This window comes from Pseudomonas syringae KCTC 12500, from assembly GCF_000507185.2.
GTDB lineage: Bacteria > Pseudomonadota > Gammaproteobacteria > Pseudomonadales > Pseudomonadaceae > Aquipseudomonas > Aquipseudomonas syringae.
Genome location: NZ_AYTM02000002.1, coordinates 3924690 through 3944520, shown reverse-complemented (window position 1 = coordinate 3944520; position 19831 = coordinate 3924690). Strand labels below are relative to the sequence as shown.

The following is a 19831-nucleotide window of genomic DNA, read 5'->3' as shown; positions in this document are numbered from 1 at the left end:
GTATCGAGGCACTTCTCTGCTGATACCAACCATGCGCACCATGAAAAACGACATTGATGACCTAGTAAGCATCACTATCTAGTTTTATTTTTCACAAAAAATCAAATAGATGACAATAATCCCTACTCCCACTCAATAGTAGCCGGCGGCTTGCTCGACACATCATAAGTCACCCGCGAGATCCCTTCGATCTCATTGATGATCCGGCCGCTCACCGTCTCCAGCAGCTCATAAGGCAGGTGTGCCCAACGAGCAGTCATGAAGTCGATGGTTTCCACCGCGCGCAGTGCGACGACCCAGGCGTAGCGGCGGCCGTCGCCGACGACGCCGACTGATTTGACCGGCTGGAACACGACGAATGCCTGGCTGACCTTGTGGTACCAGTCGGCCTTGCGCAGTTCTTCGATGAAGATGTGGTCGGCACGACGCAGGATGTCGGCGTATTCCTTCTTCACTTCGCCGAGGATGCGCACGCCCAGGCCTGGGCCTGGGAATGGGTGGCGGTAGACCATGTCGTAGGGCAGGCCGAGTTCGAGGCCCAGGCGGCGGACTTCGTCCTTGAACAGCTCGCGCAGTGGCTCGACCAGCTTGAGGTTCATTTCTTCCGGCAGGCCGCCCACGTTGTGGTGCGACTTGATGACGTGGGCCTTGCCGCTTTTCGCGCCAGCCGACTCGATGACGTCCGGGTAGATGGTGCCTTGCGCCAGGTACTTGATGTTGTCCAGCTTGCAGGACTCGGCATCGAACACGTCGATGAAGGTGCGGCCGATGATCTTGCGCTTCTTCTCTGGATCGCTCTCGCCTGCCAGGTTGTTCAGGAACTGCTCTTCGGCGTTGGCGCGGATCACCTTGACGCCCATGTTCTCGGCGAACATGGCCATCACTTGCTCGCCTTCATGCAGGCGCAGCAGGCCGTTGTCGACGAATACGCAGGTCAGTTGATCGCCGATGGCCTTGTGCAGCAGCGCCGCGACCACAGAGGAGTCAACGCCGCCGGACAGGCCCAGCAACACGTTGTCAGTACCCACTTGGGCGCGAACCTGAGCGATAGCGTCTTCAGCAATCTTCGAAGGGGTCCACAGGGCTTCACAGCCGCAGATGTCGAGGATGAAGCGCGACAGGATGCGACCGCCCTGCTTGGTGTGGGTCACTTCCGGGTGGAACTGCACGCCGTAGTAACCGCGAGCGTCGTCAGCCATACCGGCAATCGGGCAGCTCGGGGTGCTGGCCAGAATGTGGAAGTTTTCCGGCAGTTTGGTGACCTTGTCACCGTGACTCATCCATACGTCGAGGCCAAACAGGCCGTCTGCGTCAATATGGTCTTCGATACCATCGAGCAGACGGCTTTTGCCGACTACGTCAACGCGAGCGTAGCCGAACTCGCGCAGCTCGGAACCGGCAACCTTGCCGCCCAACTGCTCGGCCATGGTCTGCATGCCGTAGCAGATACCGAAAACCGGCACACCCAGGTCAAATACCGCTTGCGGGCAGCGCGGGCTGTCGGCTTCGTGTACGGACTCGGGGCCGCCGGCGAGGATCACGCCTTTTGGAGCGAATTCGCGAATCGCTTCGTCGTCCATGTCAAACGGATGCAGCTCGCAATACACGCCGATTTCGCGCACGCGGCGGGCGATCAGCTGGGTGTACTGGGAACCGAAGTCGAGGATCAGGATACGGTGGGCGTGAATGTCGAGGGCCATGGAAACTCTCTGAGCAGCTGCAAGCTATACGCTGCAAGCGGCAAGTTGTCGGAATCAATGCGGTAGTTACACTTGCGTAACTACCGCTTGTAGCTGATTGCTTGGGGCTTGAAGCTGGAGGCTTTAGCCGACGCGATAGTTCGGCGCTTCCTTGGTGATCTGCACGTCATGGACGTGGGACTCAGCCATGCCGGCACCGGTGATGCGAACAAACTCGGGCTTGGTGCGCATCTGCTCGATGTCGGCACTGCCGGTGTAACCCATGGAGGAACGCAGGCCGCCCATCAACTGATGGATGATGGCCGACAACGGACCTTTATAGGCCACACGGCCTTCGATGCCTTCCGGCACCAGCTTCTCGGCACCAGCGGACGAATCCTGGAAGTAGCGATCGGACGAGCCTTGCGCCTGGGACATCGCACCCAGCGAGCCCATGCCGCGATAGGCCTTGTAGGAACGGCCCTGAAACAGTTCGATCTCGCCTGGCGCTTCTTCAGTACCGGCGAACATCGAGCCCATCATCACGCAGGAGGCGCCAGCCACGATGGCCTTGGACAGGTCACCGGAGAAGCGGATACCGCCGTCGGCGATCATCGGCACGCCAGTGCCTTCAAGGGCAGCGGAGACGTTGGCGATGGCGCTGATCTGCGGCACGCCGACACCAGCAACGATACGCGTGGTGCAGATGGAGCCCGGGCCGATACCGACCTTGACTGCATCGGCGCCTGCGGCAACCAGTGCCCTGGCTGCTTCGCCAGTGGCTATGTTGCCGCCGATGACCTGCACCTGCGGGAAGTTTTCCTTGACCCAGCGGACGCGGTCGATCACGCCTTTGGAATGGCCGTGAGCAGTATCGACGACCACGACGTCAACGCCAGCCGCGACCAGTGCGGTGACGCGCTCGCCGGTGTCCTTGCCGGTACCGACTGCAGCGCCGACACGCAGGCGAGCCTGATCGTCCTTGCTGGCCAGCGGGTAAGCCTTGGCTTTCTCGATGTCCTTGACGGTCATCATGCCCTTGAGCGCGAAATTGGCATCCACGATCAGGACTTTTTCAAGACGGTGCTTGTGCAGCAGTTCGCGCACTTCGTTCTTGTCGGCGCCTTCACGCACGGTGACCAGACGCTCTTTGGGCGTCATCACTTCGCGGACAGGGACATCAAGACGATTTTCGAAGCGTACGTCGCGGGACGTCACGATGCCGACCAGGTCGCCATTGTGCAGGACCGGTACGCCGGAAATGTTGTGCATGCGGGTGAGTTCGAACAGATCGCGAACAGTGGCGTCGGCTTCGATCGTGATCGGGTCCTTGACGACACCGGCCTCGAACTTCTTGACCTTGCGCACTTCGGCAGCTTGCTGCTCGATGGTCATGTTCTTGTGGATGATACCGATACCGCCTTCCTGGGCCATGGCAATTGCCAGACGGGCCTCGGTGACTGTATCCATTGCAGCAGAGACCAAAGGTATATTCAGCTCGATGCCACGGGTCAAACGGGTTTTCAGACTGACTTCGTTAGGGAGTACCTCGGAATAACCGGGCACAAGGAGAATGTCGTCGAATGTAAGGGCTTCTTGACTGATACGCAGCATCGCGGGGGCTCCCGGGCGGGAAATTGGAAGCGCGCCATTATACCCACAGACCCCGCCCGGCTCAATGTAAACCTCAGCCTATTATCAAAGCTGTTTATAGACGCACATTAACGCAGGAGACCGGGCGATCCAGACGTTCGGCGAAGTCATCCAGAAAGGTCTGCGTGAACGACGCATCCAGCCAGTTGTTGAAGATGAAACCGAGGTTGGAAAACCCGCAGGCGTCGAGAAAAAGAAAGCCGTTGATGTCATCTTCGTGGCGGCATTCGGGGCAGGTGAAATTATCGGTGTGACCGGGCATCCAGTCTTCCAGGCTGTCGAACAGCGCCTCCCCCACTTCGCGGCGACACTCCGGGCAACCGGCCTCTTCGGCAAAGTCGTTCAGCGGGGTATAGATGCAGCGCTTGGTGACGATTTCCAGGCCGTTGACGACCTGTCCGAACGGCAACGCATCGGGATTCTTCACCACCCGCTTCGCGCCGGGAGCCACTGCGTAGGCCATCTTGTTATAGGTACGCCCGCACGTGGTCAGCTCCGGCTCGACCACATTGAGCTTGACCAACCAGCGCAGGATCAGCCGCGCCCTGGCCTCGTGCCCGGGAAAGGTGGAGATTTGCGGGACGATGATGCTTTGGGTGTTCATAACGGAGCGTCGCTTAAAGCTGTTCGAGGCCGCAGCTTAATGGGCTGGCCATTCAGGTCAAGAAGCAATCCTGCCTTTACCGACGAGACAGGCCTGTGCGCCAGACCGGCATTGCCATTATGATGCCCGACATGATCAAAGACCCTTTCGCAAGACTCGGCCTCGACCGGGAAGTCCTTACTGTCAGCCAGCTCAACGGCCGCGCCCGCGTGCTGCTGGAAGACGTGTTCAGCAGCATCTGGGTCGAGGGCGAGATCTCCAACCTCTCGCGCCCGGCGTCGGGCCATGTGTACTTCACGCTGAAGGACTCTGGCGCACAGGTACGCTGCGCGTTGTTCCGGCAGAGCGCAGCGCGGGTGCGTCAGGCGCTCAAGGACGGCTTGCAGGTCAAGGTGCGCGGCAAGGTTTCGCTGTTTGAAGGTCGTGGCGACTATCAGCTGATTCTCGATACGGTGGAACCTGCCGGTGATGGTGCGTTACGCCTGGCGTTCGATGCGCTGAAGGCCAAGCTCAGCGACGAAGGCCTGTTCAGCGCCGAGCGCAAGGTCGCACTGCCGCTGCACCCGCAACGTATCGGGATTATCAGTTCTCCGACGGGTGCGGTGATCCGCGACATCATCAGCGTGTTCCGCCGTCGCGCGCCACGGGTCGAGCTGACCTTGATTCCCACAGCCGTTCAGGGCCGCGAGGCGATCAACCAGATTGTCCGCGCACTGAAGCTGGCCGACAGCAGGGGCTTCGATGCATTGATCCTGGCTCGTGGCGGCGGCTCACTGGAGGACCTGTGGTGCTTCAACGAAGAAGCCGTCGCCCGCGCCATCGACGCGTGCGTGACTCCGATTGTCAGCGCTGTCGGGCATGAAACCGATGTGTCCATCAGCGACTTTGTCGCCGACGTGCGTGCACCGACGCCCTCCGCTGCCGCCGAACTGCTCGCCCCGGATTCCAGCGACCTGCATCGACGCGTCGACAACCTGCACCGGCGACTGGTCAGTCGCATGCAGGACCGTCTGATGCGCGAGCGGTTGCGTCTTGAGGGTATTTCCCGGCGTCTGCGCCACCCTGGCGAGCGCTTGCGTCAGCAGTCGCAACGGCTGGACGACCTGGACATGCGCCTGCGCCGCGCCTTCGAACAGAACATGCATCAACGTCAGCTGCGTCTGGCGCACATGCAAAGCCGCCTTGCTGCCCAGCATCCAGGCCGAACCCTGGCCTTTTTGCGCCAGCGTCTGGATGCCCTGGCCGAGCGTCTGCCGAGAGCCATTCGCGAACAGATCAAGGCGCGCAAGCTGCAACTGCAAAGTCAGGTGCAGACCCTCAACGTGGTCAGCCCACTCGCCACACTGGGACGCGGTTACAGCATCCTGCTCGACGAGCGCGGTCACGCGATCCGCAACGCTGCACAGACGCAAACGGGCCAACGGCTTACCGCCAGGCTCGGCGAAGGCGAACTGCACGTGCGCGTCGAAGACAATCACCTCACACCCGTGACCCTCTCCCTTCTGGACTGACTGCCTGATGCTACGTTTTATCGCCCCGCTGTTCGCCCTGCTGCTCTGTCTCCCGGCCCACGCCGACAGTTTCATCACTCGCGCACTCGACAAGCCGGTGCCCGGCGGTGTCGCGGTTATCGACCTGGGCACGGGCGCTCAGGCACCGACCGCCACCTATCAAGGCAAACCGGTGCTGGTGGTCAAGGAACAGGGCACACGCTGGCTGGCCATCGTCGGCATTCCGCTGACCGTCAAACCCGGCACCCAGCAAGTCACGTCCGGCGGGCGCACGCTCAACTTCACCGTTGGCAGCAAGAAGTACCCGGAACAGCACATCACGCTCAAGAACAAACGTCAGGTCAATCCCAATCCTGAAGACAACAAACGTATCGAGGGCGAACTGGCCGAGCAACTGCGCGCCTACCGCAGTTTCAGCCCGGGCACGCCAAGCAATCTGATTCTGGACAAGCCGGTCAACGGCCCGTTGTCGAGCAAGTTCGGTGTGCGTCGCTTCTTCAACGGCGAAGAGCGCAACCCGCATTCGGGCCTCGACTTCGCGGTTCCTGCAGGCACGCCGATCAAATCTCCGGCAGCGGGTAAGGTCATCCTGACCGGCAATTACTTCTTCAATGGCAACACGGTATTCGTTGATCATGGTCAAGGCTTCATCAGCATGTTTTGCCACATGTCGAAGATCGACGTGAAGGTCGGCGACCTCGTCCCGCGTGGCGGAGTGGTTGGCAAAGTCGGCGCAACCGGTCGCGCAACCGGGCCGCACATGCACTGGAACGTCAGCCTCAACGATGCGCGTGTGGACCCGGCGATCTTCATCGGCGCGTTTCAGCCGTAAGCCTGTTGGTGAGCGAGTGTTACCCCGCTCGCTCACCTGCCCCCTCATTGCGCACATCGCTTTCGTCCAACAACAACCTGTACATAAAGCGTCATATCCCGCTATAAAAAATCGCTAAAAGCGCCTTTTCGAGAATTTATTCCAATCTTTTTCAAATGCTTGCCATCATCCATGCCAATGGTTACGGTTGGCCTCATGAAAACCTCTCAAACCCTTATTCTGTTGCGCCAACATCGGTGCCTCAGCCTGGTCAGCGCCCGACTGCCTGGCTAGCATGCTGTGCCTCGTCCCTGTGTTCGCAACTCCCTGTGCTATCTATCCAGAACGGCAGGCCGCCCAACCCGGCCCCGTGAATACAAAAGGATTTCCTGATGACTATGCTCAAAGATCCCTCGAAGAAGTACCGTGCGTTCCCGACCATTGATCTGCCTGACCGCACCTGGCCTTCGAAGACCATCGACGCAGTGCCGATCTGGTGCAGTTCCGATCTGCGTGATGGCAACCAGTCGCTGATCGAGCCGATGGACGCGGCCAAGAAGCTGCGCTTCTGGAAAGCCCTGGTCAGCGTCGGCGTCAAGGAAATCGAGGCATCCTTTCCATCGGCTTCGCAGACTGACTTCGACTTCGTGCGTACTCTGATCGAAGACGGCCACATCCCGGATGACACCACCATCCAGGTACTGACCCAGGCTCGCGAAGACCTGATCGCCCGCACCTTCGAATCACTGCGCGGCGCCAAAAAAGCTATTGTTCACCTGTATAACGCGACCTGCCCGTCGTTCCGCCGCATTGTCTTCAATCAGGACAAGGCCGGGGTGAAGGAGATCGCGGTCAACGCGGCCAAGCTGTTCGTTAAATACGCAGCACAACAGCCGGAAACCCAGTGGACCTTCCAGTACTCGCCGGAAACCTTCAGTGCGACCGAGCTGGAATTCGCCAAGGAAGTCTGCGATGCGGTAATCGAGGTGTGGAACCCGACGCCCGAGAACAAGGTGATCCTCAACCTCCCGGCGACCGTGGAAGTAGCGACACCCAACATTTACGCCGACCAGATCGAGTGGTTCGGCCGCAACATTACCCGCCGCGACAGCGTGCTGATCAGCCTGCATACCCACAACGACCGTGGCACGGGCGTTGCCGCCACCGAACTGGGCCTGATGGCCGGTGCGGATCGCGTCGAGGGCTGCCTGTTCGGTAACGGCGAGCGGACCGGCAACGTCGACCTGGTCACCGTAGCGCTGAACCTCTACACCCAGGGCATCAATCCCGGGCTGGACTTCTCGGACATCGACGGCGTGCGCAAGGTCGTCGAAGAGTGCAACCAGATCCCGGTTCACCCACGTCACCCGTACGTTGGCGACCTGGTTCATACCGCGTTCTCCGGCTCGCACCAGGATGCGATCCGCAAGGGTTTCACCCAGCAGAAGGAAGGCGAGTTGTGGGAAGTGCCTTACTTGCCGATCGACCCGGCTGACATCGGTCGCAGCTACGAGGCGGTGATCCGCGTCAACAGCCAGTCGGGCAAAGGTGGCATCGCTTACCTGCTGGAACAGGAATATGGCATTTCCCTGCCACGCCGCATGCAGATCGAGTTCAGCCAGGTGGTTCAGGGTGAAACCGATCGTCTGGGTCTGGAGATGACGGCCGAGCAGATTCACTCGCTGTTGCGTCGTGAATACCTGCAAGCCAACGTTCCTTATGCGCTGATCAGCCATAAGTTGCAGGAAGAGAACGGCAACAGCTCGGTGGATGCCGAGGTGCACGTCGACGGTGAAACCCAGCACTGGCGCGGCAAGGGCAAGGGCGCCCTGGAAGCACTGGTGGCCGGCCTGCCATTGGCCGTGGAAATCATGGACTACAACGAGCATGCGATCGGCTCGGGTACCACCGCCAAGGCAGCTGCCTACATCGAGCTGCGCGTGAATGGCGAACGCGCCGTGCATGGTGTGGGCATCGATGAAAACATCACCACGGCGAGCTTCCGCGCCCTGTTCAGTGCTCTGAATCGTTCAATCAGTCAGACGCAAGCCAAGGCTGCCTGATTCGATAGCCGGATGGCGGACGCAGGTCCGTCATCCGCATCGCACTCTTCCCTCCCCGCCTCACGCTGCACCCACCTCTTGCATTCCGCGCATGACCCTGCCTGTTTCGGCATAATCTTTTTCATTTATGCTGTGGTAGCATGCTGCCCTTACTCCAGAGCGCGCCCAATCCAACAGCAATTCATATGCTGACGATGCCTGCTCGGACTTACCTGCCAGCTGCACCTTTCCTATAAAACCAAGACGACTATTGCATTGATTTCCGGACGAAAAGAATGCTCGGGCAGACCCACCGTGCATTGAAATTACCATCGGCCTCGGTACGCTGAGCTGATCCAATCACATTTGGAGCGATTATGCCCAAGGCTTCCCATCAAGATTTGCGCCGCAGCTTCCGTGCGCTCACCTCGTCGAACGCTTGCTTTCACACAGCCTCGGTGTTCGACCCCATGTCAGCGCGAATCGCAGCGGACCTAGGCTTTGAAGTAGGCATCCTCGGCGGCTCCGTGGCGTCGCTGCAAGTCCTGGCAGCCCCTGACTTCGCCCTGATCACCCTGAGCGAATTCGTTGAACAGGCCACGCGCATCGGCCGTGTCGCACAGCTCCCGGTCATCGCGGACGCAGACCATGGTTATGGCAATGCCCTTAACGTCATGCGCACCGTTGTCGAACTGGAACGTGCCGGTATTTCTGCACTGACGATCGAAGATACCCTGCTGCCGGCGCAGTTCGGACGCAAATCCACTGACCTGATTTCCACTGCAGAAGGTGTTGGCAAGATCCGCGCAGCGCTGGAAGCGCGTGTCGATCCGGAGATGTCGATTTTCGCTCGCACCAACGCGGCAATCATTCCGGTTCAGGAAGCCATCAGCCGGGTTCAGCAGTACCAGGCTGCCGGGGCTGACGGTATTACTATCGTCGGCATTCGCGACTTCGATCACCTGGCGCAGATATCCGAAGGCGTGACCGTGCCGCTGATGCTGGTGACATACGGCAACCCGGAACTGCACGACAACGCGCGTCTTGCCGAGATGGGCGTGAGGGTCTGCGTACATGGTCACGCGGCGTACTTCGCTGCGATCAAGGCCACCTATGACTGCCTGCGCGAGCAGCGTCAGATCCTGGGCAGCGAATCGAACATGAGCGCGACCGAACTGACCCACACCTATACGCAGCCTGAAGACTACGTAGAGTGGGCCCGCAAGTTCATGAACGTCAACGAGTGACAGGCAACGCTGGACGCTGCGCCACCTGATCAGGGGCGCAAGCAGCTGAATGCCCGCGCAACACTGTGCGCGGGCATGATGAGCGTCACTTCGGACGCAAAGCAGGCGATATCACGCGGTGGTGTTTACACCGCCACCGGTTTCCAGCTGCAGCAACGAGGCCTGCAACGTCTGCAGGTTAGCGCTGATGGTCGCGATCTGGCCCTGAATCGCCATGGATTTCTGCGCCTTTTCTTCCGCTGAGCCGTTACCGCTTTGAGCAGCAGCCAACTGCGCCTTCTGCTCGGCGAGTTGCTTCTGAGCGTCCTTGATCTGCTGCTTTATCTGTTCGATGGTCTGATTGAGCGACGATTCGCTGGAACCACCCACGCTGCCACCACCACCCGCCGCACCGGCCTTGCCACCTTCGGTGGACGCCTGATCAGAGCTTTTCTCTGTTTCAGTAGTCGTGGTGGCAGCAGCAGTCGCGGCCTTGGCTGTTTCAGCGTCAGTAGGTTTGATCGCTAAGGTCAACGAGCTTGTGTAACTGTTCAGCGTGGAGGTGTTGATAATAGTCATAACGGTCTCCTGGAGGTCTGGAACAGCTATCGGCCGACTTGAAACATTCTGAAGTACTTTTATTCAATATTAAACGAATCCGCATCCAGCCCGGCTGGAAACCGTGTGCGATAGGCATGCAAGTCTGCCGCGCCAAGCGTCGCCTTGAACACCCCGTCCGCTTCGCCCACGCTCAACAGGCTCTCGCCCTGGAAATCCAGGACCTGACTGTCACCGGTGTACGCAAAGCCCTTGCCGTCCGACCCAACGCGATTGACTGCCGCCACATAGCACAGGTTTTCAATGGCTCTGGCAGGCAGCAGGCGGTTCCAGTGCAGGCGCCGAGCACCCGGCCAGTTGGCGGTGTACAGCAACAGGTCGGTATCCTGGGAGTCACGGCTCCAGACCGGAAAACGCAGGTCGTAGCAGATCAGCGGCCGTACGCGCCAGCCGTTGAGTTCAAACATCACCTGGCGATCGCCCGGCGTGTAGTGCTGGTGTTCACCGGCCATGCGAAACAGATGACGCTTGTCGTAATGCAGCAGCTCACCATCCGGTCGCGCCCACAGCAGGCGATTGCGATGACTACCATCGGCCGCGCGCATCATGACGCTGCCGGTCACCACGGCGTCGATACGCTTGGCCTGAGCCAATAGCCATACCGATGTAGGCCCGGCTTCCGGTTCTGACAGGGCCTCGGACTCCATAGAGAACCCGGTGGTGAACATCTCTGGCAGGATCACCAGGTCCGCGCCGCGCGCCTGATCCAGCAATGGCTCGAAATGCTCGAGATTGGCCTCGCGATCATGCCACGCCAGCGTGGTCTGGATCAGCGCTAGGTTGAGGTTCGGCAGCCCGCTTATATCGCGCATAGTTTCTCCGCCGCCTGACGCAGCGTCTCTTCCTGTTTGGCGAAGCACAGGCGGATCAGGCGCTGGCCTGCTGGAGGGCTCTGGTAGAACACAGAAATCGGAATGCTCGCCACACCATGCTCGCGGGTCATCCACAAGGCCATGTCGACGTCGTTCAGGTCGGGCCTGATCTGCGAGTAGTCGACCAACTGGAAATAAGTCCCGCCCACCGGCCGGAAGCTGAAACGCGACTCAGCCAGATGACCACAGAAAAAGTCGCGCTTGGCCTGATAGAAGCCTGGCAGCTCGTCGACATGTTCCGGGTGTTCGGCCATGAAGTCGGCCAACGCGTACTGCAACGGCGTGACACCGCAGAAGCTCACGTATTGGTGCACCTTGCGCAGCTCGGACGTCAGCGCAGGCGGCGCGACCACGTAACCGGTTTTCCAGCCTGTGACGTGATAGGTCTTGCCGAACGAACTGACGACGAAGGCGCGCTGATACAGCGCTTCGTGGTCGAGCACGCTGACATGGCCTGCGCCGTCAAACACCAGGTGTTCATAGACTTCATCGCTGAGCAGGTAGATATCACGATCCGCGATCAGCGCGGCCAGCCGATCGAGCTCTGCACGGCTGATCAACGCGCCGCTGGGGTTGTGCGGACTGTTGATGACGATCATGCGGGTACGCGGGCTCAGCGCATCGCTCAGCTTTTGCCAGTCGATGGCGAAGTCATCCAGCCCCAGTTGCACATGGACGCAACGCCCACCGGCCAGTTCGACGGCGGGCTCGTAGCTGTCATAGCAAGGGTCGAAAATGATCACTTCGTCGCCAGCGCGAATCACGCTGTGGATCGCGCAGAAAATCGCCTGCGTAGCACCCGGCGTGATAGTGATTTCGCTGTCCGGATTGACCGTACGCCCATAGCTGCGGGCGATCTTTGCCGCGACTTGCTGACGAAGCGCAGGCAGCCCGGTCATCGGGGAGTATTGGTTGTGGCCTTGGGTGACATGTCGGCAGACCGCATCACGCAGCGCCTGCGGCCCGTCAAAATCGGGAAACCCTTGGGACAGGTTGATAGCCCCGGTTTCGGCGGCCAGCTGTGACATGACGGTGAAGATAGTGGTGCCCACGTTGGGCAACTTGCTGTCGATCATGGAACCCTTTTCCTGCAATCTCCCGGCACCGGGCGGCACGGGTCAAGCAGGATAGCCCATTAAACGGCCACAAAAAAAGGCGCCGAAGCGCCTTTTTCCCGATGCTGACTCAGCGCTTGTCGCGGCGCTTCTTGTCGGCCTTCTTGTGGTGCGACATCATCCGACGCTTCTTGTTGACCTGACGGTCAGTGAGCGTGTTCTTGTTGCCTTCATACGGGTTCTCGCCGCCCTTGAACTCGATACGGATCGGCGTACCGACCAGTTTGAGCACACGCCGGTAGGTGTTTTCCAGGTAGCGGACGTAGGACTTGGGTACCTTCTCGACCTGGTTACCGTGAATCACGATCAGCGGCGGGTTGGCACCCCCCAGGTGGGCGTAGCGCAGCTTGATGCGGCGGCTGCCGACCATCGGTGGTGCATGCTCGCTGACCGCATCTTCGAGAATCTGCGTCAGGCGGCTGGTTGGCCAGCGTGTGACCGCGGACTTGAACGAGTTCTGTACCGACTGATACAGGTTGCCCACGCCCGTGCCGTGCAGCGCGGAGATGAAGTGGATGTCGGCGAAGTCGACGAAGAACAAGCGGCGCTCCAGCTCGATCTTCACGAAATCGCGTTCGCCCGGCGTCATGCCGTCCCACTTGTTCAGCGCGATGACCAGCGCACGACCTGCTTCAAGGGCGAAGCCCAGCAGGTTCAGGTCGTGGTCGACCACACCTTCGCGGGCGTCCATCACAAAGATCACCACGTTGGCGTCCTTGATGGCCTGCAGCGTCTTGACCACCGAGAACTTTTCGACTTCCTCGTGGATCTTGCCGCGCTTGCGCACACCGGCGGTGTCGATCAGCGTGTACTTCTCTTCGTTACGCTCGAAGGGAATGTAGATACTGTCACGCGTGGTGCCTGGCTCGTCATAGACGATAACCCGGTCTTCACCCAGCATACGGTTGACCAGCGTCGACTTGCCGACGTTGGGACGACCGATGATGGCGATCTTGATGCCGTCTTTCTCGCTCGGGCCGGGGATGCGCTTGGCTTCCTGACCTTCGGCGACTTCCTCGACCTCAGCGCCCTCTTCAAGCTCGTCCTCGTCCCTGGGGAATTCCCGCAGGGCGATTTCGAGCATCTGCGAGATGCCACGGCCGTGGGCACCGGCCACCGGAATGGCGTCGCCCAGACCCATCGGGCTGAACTCGGCACGCGCCAGGTTCTCGTCGATGTTGTCGATCTTGTTGGCAACCACGTAGGAACGCTTGTTGCGCTTGCGCAGGTGCTCACCAATCATCTGATCAGCAGCGGTGTAGCCCGCACGGGCGTCCACCAGAAACAGCACCACATCGGCTTCTTCAATGGCCAGCAGCGACTGCTCGGCCATCTTTTCGTCCATGCCATGCTCGTCACCGGAGATACCGCCGGTGTCGATCAGAATATAGGAGCGCCCTTGCCACTTCGCCTCTCCGTATTGGCGATCACGGGTAAGACCGGACAGATCGCCGACAATGGCGTCGCGAGTCCTGGTCAGGCGGTTGAACATGGTGGACTTGCCGACGTTCGGTCGACCCACCAGGGCGATTACGGGAACCATGCGGCTCTCCACTTCGTTATTTCAGAAAATACAAAAGCCGCTGCAGGGCAGCGGCCGGAGTTCGGGGCGATGCCACAAAGGCACCGCAGCCTTGCCGAAGCAAGGGCACCCGAGGCCAATGGCCCCGGGCATGGACACTTATTGCTTGATGGTCAGGGCTTCCAGTTTGCCGCTGTTGCCATACACGTAAATCATGTCCCCAACCACCAGCGGACGCGCACGCAGGCCGTCGCTGTCGATACGTTCGCGACCGACAAAACGACCGTCCACCTGGCTCAACAGGTGCAGGTAGCCTTCCATGTCACCGACCGCTACGTAGCTGGAATACACTTCCGGCGCGCCGAGCTGGCGGCGAGCCAGTGATTCGTTGCTCCACAGTGCAGAGGACGAACGCTCGTCGATACCTTCGACAGTACCGGAGGCCAGAGTGGCATAGACGCTGCCAAAGCCCTGGGCGACACCCGAGTAGCTCGAAGCATCACGCTGCCAGAGCACACGACCGCTTTCCAGATCGAGACCGGCGACGCGACCCTGATAGGTAGCGACGTACAGCGTACCGCCGGACAGCAACAGGCCACCGTCGATATCGACGACACGATCCAGTTCCGAGCGACCTTGCGGGATGGCAACGCGCTGTTCCCAGACCGGCACGCCGTTGGTGATGTCCAGAGCGACGACCTTGCCGGTCGACAGACCCGCTACGGCAAGACGGTTGGTTGCCAGTGGAGCACCAGTGCCGCGCAGGGTCAGCACCGCTGGGGTACTTTCGTAGATCCAGAGCTGCGAACCGGTAGAGGCGTCGAAACCGACGATACGGTCATCCTGAGTCTGGACAACGACCACAGAACCGTTGGTGGCAGGCGGAGCCAGCACTTCGCTGGTGACACGAGCGCGCCACTTTTCCTCACCGGACGTGGCGTCCATGGCAATCACTTCACCCTTGAGGGTGCCGATCATTACCAGACCATAGCCCACGCCGACTGCGCCGGAAACGGGCAGGTCGAGATCTTTCTTCCAGATCACGTCGCCGGTCAGACGGTCCAGCGACACGACTTCGCCCGTGACGTCAGCCGCATAGATGCGGTCGCCATCAATGGCCGGCACGAGCATGTTGTAAGTCTTGCCCTGACCGTCGCCGACGGAACGGCTCCACTGCTTGTGCAAAACCACTTCTTCTTTGAAGTCGGTCAGCTCGGCCGGAGGCAATTCCTTTTTGCTGTTGCTGCTGCAACCCGCGGCCAGAATGGCCAGAGCCAGCAATGCTGCATGTTTCCAACGAATCACGTCACGCATCCCCTTTCGCCAGATCGTCGAGCTTCATTTGCAGGCCACCCACTGCTGCGTCTTCGGACAGAGCAGATTTGGCCTTTTGGTATGCAGCATACGCCTCGTCGGTACGACCCAGCTGTACCAGCAGGTCACCCTTGAGTTCTTCACGACTGGCGAGGAAAGCCTTGTCGGCATCGCCGTCGAGCAGCTTCAGCGCGTCATCGGTCTTGTTCTGCGCAGCCAGCACGCGTGCCAGACGCTGACGGGCAATCTCGCCCAGCGTGTCGTTGGCAGGTTTGTCGGCCACGGGTTTCAGCTCGGCTGCAGCATCATCCAGCTTGCCGGCATCGACCGCCACCTTGGCGACGAACAGGCTACCGAACTGTGCGTAGGTAGTGCCACCGAATTCGCTTTTCAGTTTGCCGGAGATCTCGGCGACACGTGCGGTGTCTGCCTGGCCACTGGGCGTCAGTGCGGTTTCCAGCAATTGCTGATAAAGCATCGAGGCGCCTTGCGACTGGCTGGCCTGATACCTGTGCCAGAACTGCCAACCCAGAACCACGACCAGCGCCAGCAGACCGCCGGTCAACAGAGGTTTGCCGTTGCGCTGCCACCAGTCCTTCATTACCGCCAGCTCTTCATCTTCGGTACCCGACACCCCAATACTCCTATTCGCTAAACGGCTGTTAAATCAGCTTCAACCCTGCACGACGCAGGAGGCCAAGTGCTCTGACAGAGCATCCCAGGCAATATTTTGTTGTTCACCCTGGCCACGCAGGGGTTTGACGCCAATGACCTTCGCCGCCAGCTCTTCTTCGCCGAGGATCAGCGCGTACAGCGCACCGCTCTTGTCGGCTTTCTTGAACTGGCTCTTGAAGCTGCCGGCACCGGCGTTGACCTGCAAGCGCAGGGTCGGCAACTGATCACGGACCTTTTCGGTAAGTGCCAGTGCCGCCAGCTCGGCCGCTTCGCCGAATGCGCACAGGTAGACATCGACCTGACGGGCAATTTCTTCCGGCACCTGCTCAAGGGTTTCGAGCAGCAGAACCAGTCGCTCGATGCCCATCGCGAAACCGACGCCTGCAGTAGGCTTGCCACCCATCTGCTCGACCAGACCGTCGTAACGACCGCCTGCACAGACCGTACCCTGGGCACCGAGTTGATCGGTGACCCACTCGAAAACGGTCTTGCTGTAGTAATCCAGGCCACGCACCAGCTTGGGATTGATCACATAAGGAATACCGGCGGCGTCCAGACGGGCCTTCAGGCCTTCGAAGTGAACGCGGGATTCGTCATCCAGGTAGTCCGCCAGCTTCGGCGCATCGACCAGCACAGCCTGGGTTTCAGGGTGCTTGGTGTCCAGCACGCGCAGCGGGTTGGTTTTCAGTCGGCGCTGGCTGTCTTCGTCCAGTTGGTCGAGACGTGCCGTGAGGTATTCGACCAGCGCCTCGCGATAACGCGCACGCGCCTCGCTGGTGCCCAGGCTGTTCAGCTCGAGCTTGACGGCGTTGCGAATACCCAGCAGGCCCCACAGGCGCCAGGTCATGACGATCAGTTCGGCGTCGATATCCGGACCGTCCAGGTTGAAGACCTCGACACCGATCTGGTGAAACTGACGATAACGGCCTTTCTGCGGACGCTCGTGACGGAACATCGGACCTATGTACCACAGCTTCTGAACCTGGCCGCCGCCAGTGATGCCGTGCTCGAGGACTGCACGCACACACGCGGCAGTGCCTTCAGGGCGCAGGGTCAGAGAGTCGCCGTTGCGGTCGGCGAAGGTGTACATCTCTTTCTCGACGATATCAGTCACTTCACCGATGGAGCGCTTGAACAGCTCGGTGAATTCGACGATAGGCATACGAATCTGCCGGTAACCGTAGTTATCCAGCAGACGGGCAACAGTGCCTTCGAAGTGACGCCACAGCGGCGTCTGCTCGGGCAGAATGTCGTTCATGCCACGAATGGCTTGTAGAGACTTACTCACAGAAAATCCTTAGCAATCCGGGTTAGCCGCGCACGATGACCGAGGCGTCGGCTTCGGCTTTTTCAGCCGCTTTCTCGCGAATCAAGCGTTCCAGCTCATTCACGAGATTGTCATTGGTCAGTTTCTGCGCGGGTTTGCCGTCGATGTAGATCAGGTTCGGCGTGCCACCGGTCAGGCCGATATGCGCCTCTTTGGCTTCGCCCGGACCATTGACCACACAACCGATGACCGCGACATCGAGCGGAACCAGCAAATCCTCGAGTCGACCTTCCAGCTCGTTCATGGTCTTGACCACATCGAAGTTCTGCCGCGAGCAGCTCGGGCAGGCGATGAAGTTGATTCCACGCGAACGAAGGCGCAACGATTTGAGAATGTCGTACCCGACCTTCACTTCCTCGACCGGGTCAGCCGCCAGCGAGATGCGGATAGTATCGCCAATTCCTTCGGCAAGCAGCATACCGAGACCGACAGCCGATTTCACCGTACCCGAACGCAAGCCACCGGCTTCGGTGATGCCCAGGTGCAGCGGCTGAACGATCTCTTTGGCCAGCAGCCGATAGGCAGCGACCGCCATGAACACATCGGAAGCCTTGACGCTGACCTTGAAGTCCTGAAAGTTCAGGCGCTCCAGGTGCTCGACATGGCGCAGCGCAGACTCTACCAGAGCCTCTGGCGTGGGCTCGCCGTACTTCTTCTGCAGGTCTTTTTCCAGCGAACCGGCATTGACGCCGATACGGATCGGGATGCCGCGATCACGCGCAGCATCGACCACGGCCCGCACACGGTCTTCACGACCGATGTTGCCCGGGTTGATACGCAGACAGTCGACGCCCAGCTCCGCCACACGCAAGGCGATGCGGTGATCGAAGTGAATGTCGGCGACCAGCGGCACCTTGACCAGTTGCTTGATGCGGCCGAATGCTTCGGCAGCGTCCATGTCCGGCACCGAAACACGCACGATGTCGACACCTGCCGCTTCGAGACGATTGATCTGTGCCACGGTAGCGGCGACATCGTTGGTATCACTGTTGGTCATGCTCTGCACCGCGATCGGCGCATCACCGCCGACAGGTACGGAACCGACCCATATTTTCCGGGATTCGCGACGCTTGATTGGAGATTCGCCGTGCATGACTTATTGCCCTAGCTTCAGGCGAGCAGTTTCGCCGCTGGTAAAAGGTGCTACATCCACAGGCTGACCGTTGTAGCTGACCTGCGCACCACGCGCGTAACCCAGACGCAGGGTCAACGGCGGCTTGCCGTTGACGTCCAGACTCTCGCCCTTGCGCTTGAGGCCGCTGACCAGCACCTTGCCGTTCCCGTCAGTGACCTGGGTCCAGCAGTCGGCAACGAACTGGACGGTCACCTGACCGGCACCCGCTACGACAGGCGCCGGCTGCTCGGCAGGTGCAGCCGGCATCGACGGCACGTTCGGCGCAGCAACGGGGGCCTGAGGCGCGCTCGCCGGCGGCGTAGCGGCAGCAGGTGTCTGCGGTTGTGCGGTTGCGTGACTGGTGACGCTGGAAGCCGGGGCCGCAGGCGCAGCTGCTGGCGCCTCACTGGCAGGCGCACCGGTATTCAACGGCAAGGAGGTTTGTCCGGAGGCAGGCGTTTCAGCCACAGCAGGCTCGTCCGGTTCGTCAAGCGGGTGAATCTGCGTGGTGCCGTCAGCGCTTTCGACTTCGACGTGCTCCATGTTCAGCCCGGACTGATCCTTGCCGCGCAAGGTCGCCTGATCCTGCCACCAGAAGAAACCACCGCCAACCAGAATCACCAGCAACAGCAGGCTGACGATACGCAGAATGTTGTGCGACAGCCTGACCGGCTCTTCGATACGGCCCAGCGCATGAACCGAACTGCCTTTACCGTCAGTGCCGGTGAACTGGTCGAACTGTTCGACCAGCGCCGCCTGATCAAGCTCAAGCAGTTTGGCGTAGGCACGCACGTAGCCCCTGGCAAACGTATGCCCAGGCAGCTTTTCAAACTGGCCGTTCTCCAGATTGGTCAGGGAGGTCACGGTGAGATTGAGTCTCAAGGCCACATCTGGCAGCGACCAGCTCCTGCTCTCGCGGGCCTGGCGCAGGGTTTCTCCAGGATTCACGCGATTGGTTGCTACAACTTCGGGATGCGCCGCTTTCATCATTGCTCCGACAGGTATTGCTGATATTCCGGCGTACCGGGATAGAGTCTTTTCAACAGCAGGCCAAAGCTGGCCGCCTTGTTACGATCATCATATATCTTCGCCAGCCGTGTACCGAGCAATAGACTACGTGCATTTTGCTCGCTGAGCTGGCTAAAACGGTCGTAATAGTCACGCGCCGGCACATATTGCTTGTCTTCGTAGGACAGCTGAGCCATTTCCAGCAAGGATAACGGCAACTGACGGTCCAGGCGCAATGCCTTGGTAAAATGCTCGCGAGCCTGCTCGCGGTTGCCCAGTTTCAGCGAGGTCATGCCCAGGCTTTCAAAAACCCGTGACCGCTCAGGATACAGGTTGTCAGCAGCCGCCTGTTCAAAACGCTCGTAGGCTTCCTTGTAACGCTTTTGTTCGAACAGAAAACTGCCGTAATTGTTGACGATGCGTGTTTCGTTATTGCTGGCGGCCAACGCCTTGCGAAAGTACTGCTCGGCCAGCTCTGGCTCCATCTCTGTCTGGAACACCAGGGCCAGCGCGGCGTTGGCCTGTGCATCCGAGTTGTCGAGTTCCAGCGCCTTTTTCAGCGGAACCTTGGCTCGCTCGGTCTGGCCCTGCTGAAAATAACCCAGCCCCAGTTGAACGTAAGCCTTGCGCGCTTCCTCGCGCCCCTGGGCCGTCGTCAGCGGGTTGACATTGCCGGTGGATACGCACGCTGTCAGCAAAACGACAACACAGAGCAGCAGCGAGGCACGCACAGGCATGGG

Annotated in this window: 17 protein-coding genes; 4 read left to right on the top strand and 13 right to left on the bottom strand. The window is 60.1% G+C overall.

Annotated features, from left to right (window positions below; genetic code table 11):
* Positions 1-122: 122 nt before the first annotated feature.
* From guaA to V476_RS17980, 3 genes are all read right to left on the bottom strand, one after another.
* A complete protein-coding gene (guaA, locus tag V476_RS17990; protein WP_003421939.1) occupies positions 123-1700 on the bottom strand; it encodes a glutamine-hydrolyzing GMP synthase in 1578 nt (525 codons plus the stop codon).
* Between the two features lie 123 nt (positions 1701-1823).
* The gene (gene guaB, locus V476_RS17985) at positions 1824-3293 is read right to left on the bottom strand and encodes an IMP dehydrogenase (RefSeq protein WP_003314194.1); all 1470 of its coding nucleotides are present in this window, start codon (positions 3291-3293) and stop codon (positions 1824-1826) included.
* Between the two features lie 94 nt (positions 3294-3387).
* The gene (locus V476_RS17980; RefSeq protein WP_003314193.1) at positions 3388-3936 is read right to left on the bottom strand and encodes a hypothetical protein; all 549 of its coding nucleotides are present in this window, start codon (positions 3934-3936) and stop codon (positions 3388-3390) included.
* A gap of 131 nt (positions 3937-4067) precedes the next feature.
* Here V476_RS17980 and xseA point away from each other — a divergent pair, with 131 nt between their 5' ends.
* The 4 genes from xseA to V476_RS17960 all read left to right on the top strand — a co-directional run bounded on the left by xseA (position 4068) and on the right by V476_RS17960 (position 9547).
* Positions 4068-5447, top strand: coding sequence for an exodeoxyribonuclease VII large subunit (xseA, locus tag V476_RS17975; RefSeq protein WP_003421936.1), 1380 nt, complete (start codon positions 4068-4070; stop codon positions 5445-5447).
* Positions 5448-5454: 7 nt separating this feature from the next.
* Complete coding sequence (locus tag V476_RS17970; protein ID WP_003409128.1) at positions 5455-6279, top strand: M23 family metallopeptidase; 825 nt, start codon at positions 5455-5457, stop codon at positions 6277-6279.
* Positions 6280-6650: 371 nt separating this feature from the next.
* Positions 6651-8321, top strand: a complete 1671-nt coding sequence (gene leuA, locus V476_RS17965; protein WP_003421933.1) for a 2-isopropylmalate synthase — start codon at positions 6651-6653, stop codon at positions 8319-8321.
* A gap of 356 nt (positions 8322-8677) precedes the next feature.
* Complete coding sequence (locus V476_RS17960) at positions 8678-9547, top strand: isocitrate lyase/PEP mutase family protein (RefSeq protein ID WP_003314188.1); 870 nt, start codon at positions 8678-8680, stop codon at positions 9545-9547.
* 111 nt (positions 9548-9658) lie between these two features.
* Here V476_RS17960 and V476_RS17955 read toward each other — a convergent pair whose 3' ends face one another.
* The 10 genes from V476_RS17955 to pilW form a co-directional block, all read right to left on the bottom strand.
* Positions 9659-10105: a FlxA-like family protein gene (locus V476_RS17955; RefSeq protein WP_010424208.1), complete on the bottom strand. Its 447-nt coding sequence runs from the start codon at positions 10103-10105 to the stop codon at positions 9659-9661.
* A gap of 59 nt (positions 10106-10164) precedes the next feature.
* Positions 10165-10956 carry an amidohydrolase gene (locus tag V476_RS17950; protein WP_024959276.1) on the bottom strand — a complete coding sequence of 264 codons (792 nt, stop codon included), beginning with the start codon at positions 10954-10956 and terminating at the stop codon, positions 10165-10167.
* Positions 10944-12092 carry a pyridoxal phosphate-dependent aminotransferase gene (locus V476_RS17945; protein WP_024959277.1) on the bottom strand — a complete coding sequence of 383 codons (1149 nt, stop codon included), beginning with the start codon at positions 12090-12092 and terminating at the stop codon, positions 10944-10946. The genes V476_RS17950 and V476_RS17945 overlap by 13 nt, the downstream gene beginning before the upstream one ends.
* A gap of 109 nt (positions 12093-12201) precedes the next feature.
* Complete coding sequence (gene der / locus V476_RS17940; RefSeq protein WP_003409123.1) at positions 12202-13674, bottom strand: ribosome biogenesis GTPase Der; 1473 nt, start codon at positions 13672-13674, stop codon at positions 12202-12204.
* Positions 13675-13812: 138 nt separating this feature from the next.
* The gene (gene bamB / locus V476_RS17935; RefSeq protein WP_003409122.1) at positions 13813-14967 is read right to left on the bottom strand and encodes an outer membrane protein assembly factor BamB; all 1155 of its coding nucleotides are present in this window, start codon (positions 14965-14967) and stop codon (positions 13813-13815) included.
* Positions 14960-15601, bottom strand: a complete 642-nt coding sequence (locus V476_RS17930) for a YfgM family protein (protein WP_003409121.1) — start codon at positions 15599-15601, stop codon at positions 14960-14962. The genes bamB and V476_RS17930 overlap by 8 nt, the downstream gene beginning before the upstream one ends.
* A gap of 39 nt (positions 15602-15640) precedes the next feature.
* Positions 15641-16930 carry a histidine--tRNA ligase gene (gene hisS, locus V476_RS17925; protein ID WP_024959278.1) on the bottom strand — a complete coding sequence of 430 codons (1290 nt, stop codon included), beginning with the start codon at positions 16928-16930 and terminating at the stop codon, positions 15641-15643.
* A 22-nt stretch (positions 16931-16952) separates the two neighbouring features.
* Complete coding sequence (gene ispG, locus V476_RS17920; protein ID WP_003339743.1) at positions 16953-18062, bottom strand: flavodoxin-dependent (E)-4-hydroxy-3-methylbut-2-enyl-diphosphate synthase; 1110 nt, start codon at positions 18060-18062, stop codon at positions 16953-16955.
* Between the two features lie 3 nt (positions 18063-18065).
* Complete coding sequence (locus V476_RS17915) at positions 18066-19070, bottom strand: RodZ domain-containing protein (protein ID WP_003421923.1); 1005 nt, start codon at positions 19068-19070, stop codon at positions 18066-18068.
* On the bottom strand, positions 19070-19828 hold the full coding sequence (gene pilW, locus V476_RS17910) for a type IV pilus biogenesis/stability protein PilW (RefSeq protein ID WP_004403131.1): 759 nt from the start codon (positions 19826-19828) through the stop codon (positions 19070-19072). The genes V476_RS17915 and pilW overlap by 1 nt, the downstream gene beginning before the upstream one ends.
* Positions 19829-19831: the final 3 nt, after the last annotated feature.

Excerpts from the sequence above, each read along its gene's own strand:
- guaA (WP_003421939.1), bottom strand. The coding sequence starts at position 1,700 with ATGGCCCTCGACATTCACGCCCACCGTATCCTGATCCTCGACTTCGGT.
- guaB (WP_003314194.1), bottom strand. The coding sequence starts at position 3,293 with ATGCTGCGTATCAGTCAAGAAGCCCTTACATTCGACGACATTCTCCTT.
- V476_RS17980 (WP_003314193.1), bottom strand. The coding sequence starts at position 3,936 with ATGAACACCCAAAGCATCATCGTCCCGCAAATCTCCACCTTTCCCGGG.
- xseA (WP_003421936.1), top strand. The coding sequence starts at position 4,068 with ATGATCAAAGACCCTTTCGCAAGACTCGGCCTCGACCGGGAAGTCCTT.
- V476_RS17970 (WP_003409128.1), top strand. The coding sequence starts at position 5,455 with ATGCTACGTTTTATCGCCCCGCTGTTCGCCCTGCTGCTCTGTCTCCCG.
- leuA (WP_003421933.1), top strand. The coding sequence starts at position 6,651 with ATGACTATGCTCAAAGATCCCTCGAAGAAGTACCGTGCGTTCCCGACC.
- V476_RS17960 (WP_003314188.1), top strand. The coding sequence starts at position 8,678 with ATGCCCAAGGCTTCCCATCAAGATTTGCGCCGCAGCTTCCGTGCGCTC.
- V476_RS17955 (WP_010424208.1), bottom strand. The coding sequence starts at position 10,105 with ATGACTATTATCAACACCTCCACGCTGAACAGTTACACAAGCTCGTTG.
- V476_RS17950 (WP_024959276.1), bottom strand. The coding sequence starts at position 10,956 with ATGCGCGATATAAGCGGGCTGCCGAACCTCAACCTAGCGCTGATCCAG.
- V476_RS17945 (WP_024959277.1), bottom strand. The coding sequence starts at position 12,092 with ATGATCGACAGCAAGTTGCCCAACGTGGGCACCACTATCTTCACCGTC.
- der (WP_003409123.1), bottom strand. The coding sequence starts at position 13,674 with ATGGTTCCCGTAATCGCCCTGGTGGGTCGACCGAACGTCGGCAAGTCC.
- bamB (WP_003409122.1), bottom strand. The coding sequence starts at position 14,967 with ATGCGTGACGTGATTCGTTGGAAACATGCAGCATTGCTGGCTCTGGCC.
- ispG (WP_003339743.1), bottom strand. The coding sequence starts at position 18,062 with ATGCACGGCGAATCTCCAATCAAGCGTCGCGAATCCCGGAAAATATGG.
- V476_RS17915 (WP_003421923.1), bottom strand. The coding sequence starts at position 19,070 with ATGAAAGCGGCGCATCCCGAAGTTGTAGCAACCAATCGCGTGAATCCT.
- pilW (WP_004403131.1), bottom strand. The coding sequence starts at position 19,828 with ATGCCTGTGCGTGCCTCGCTGCTGCTCTGTGTTGTCGTTTTGCTGACA.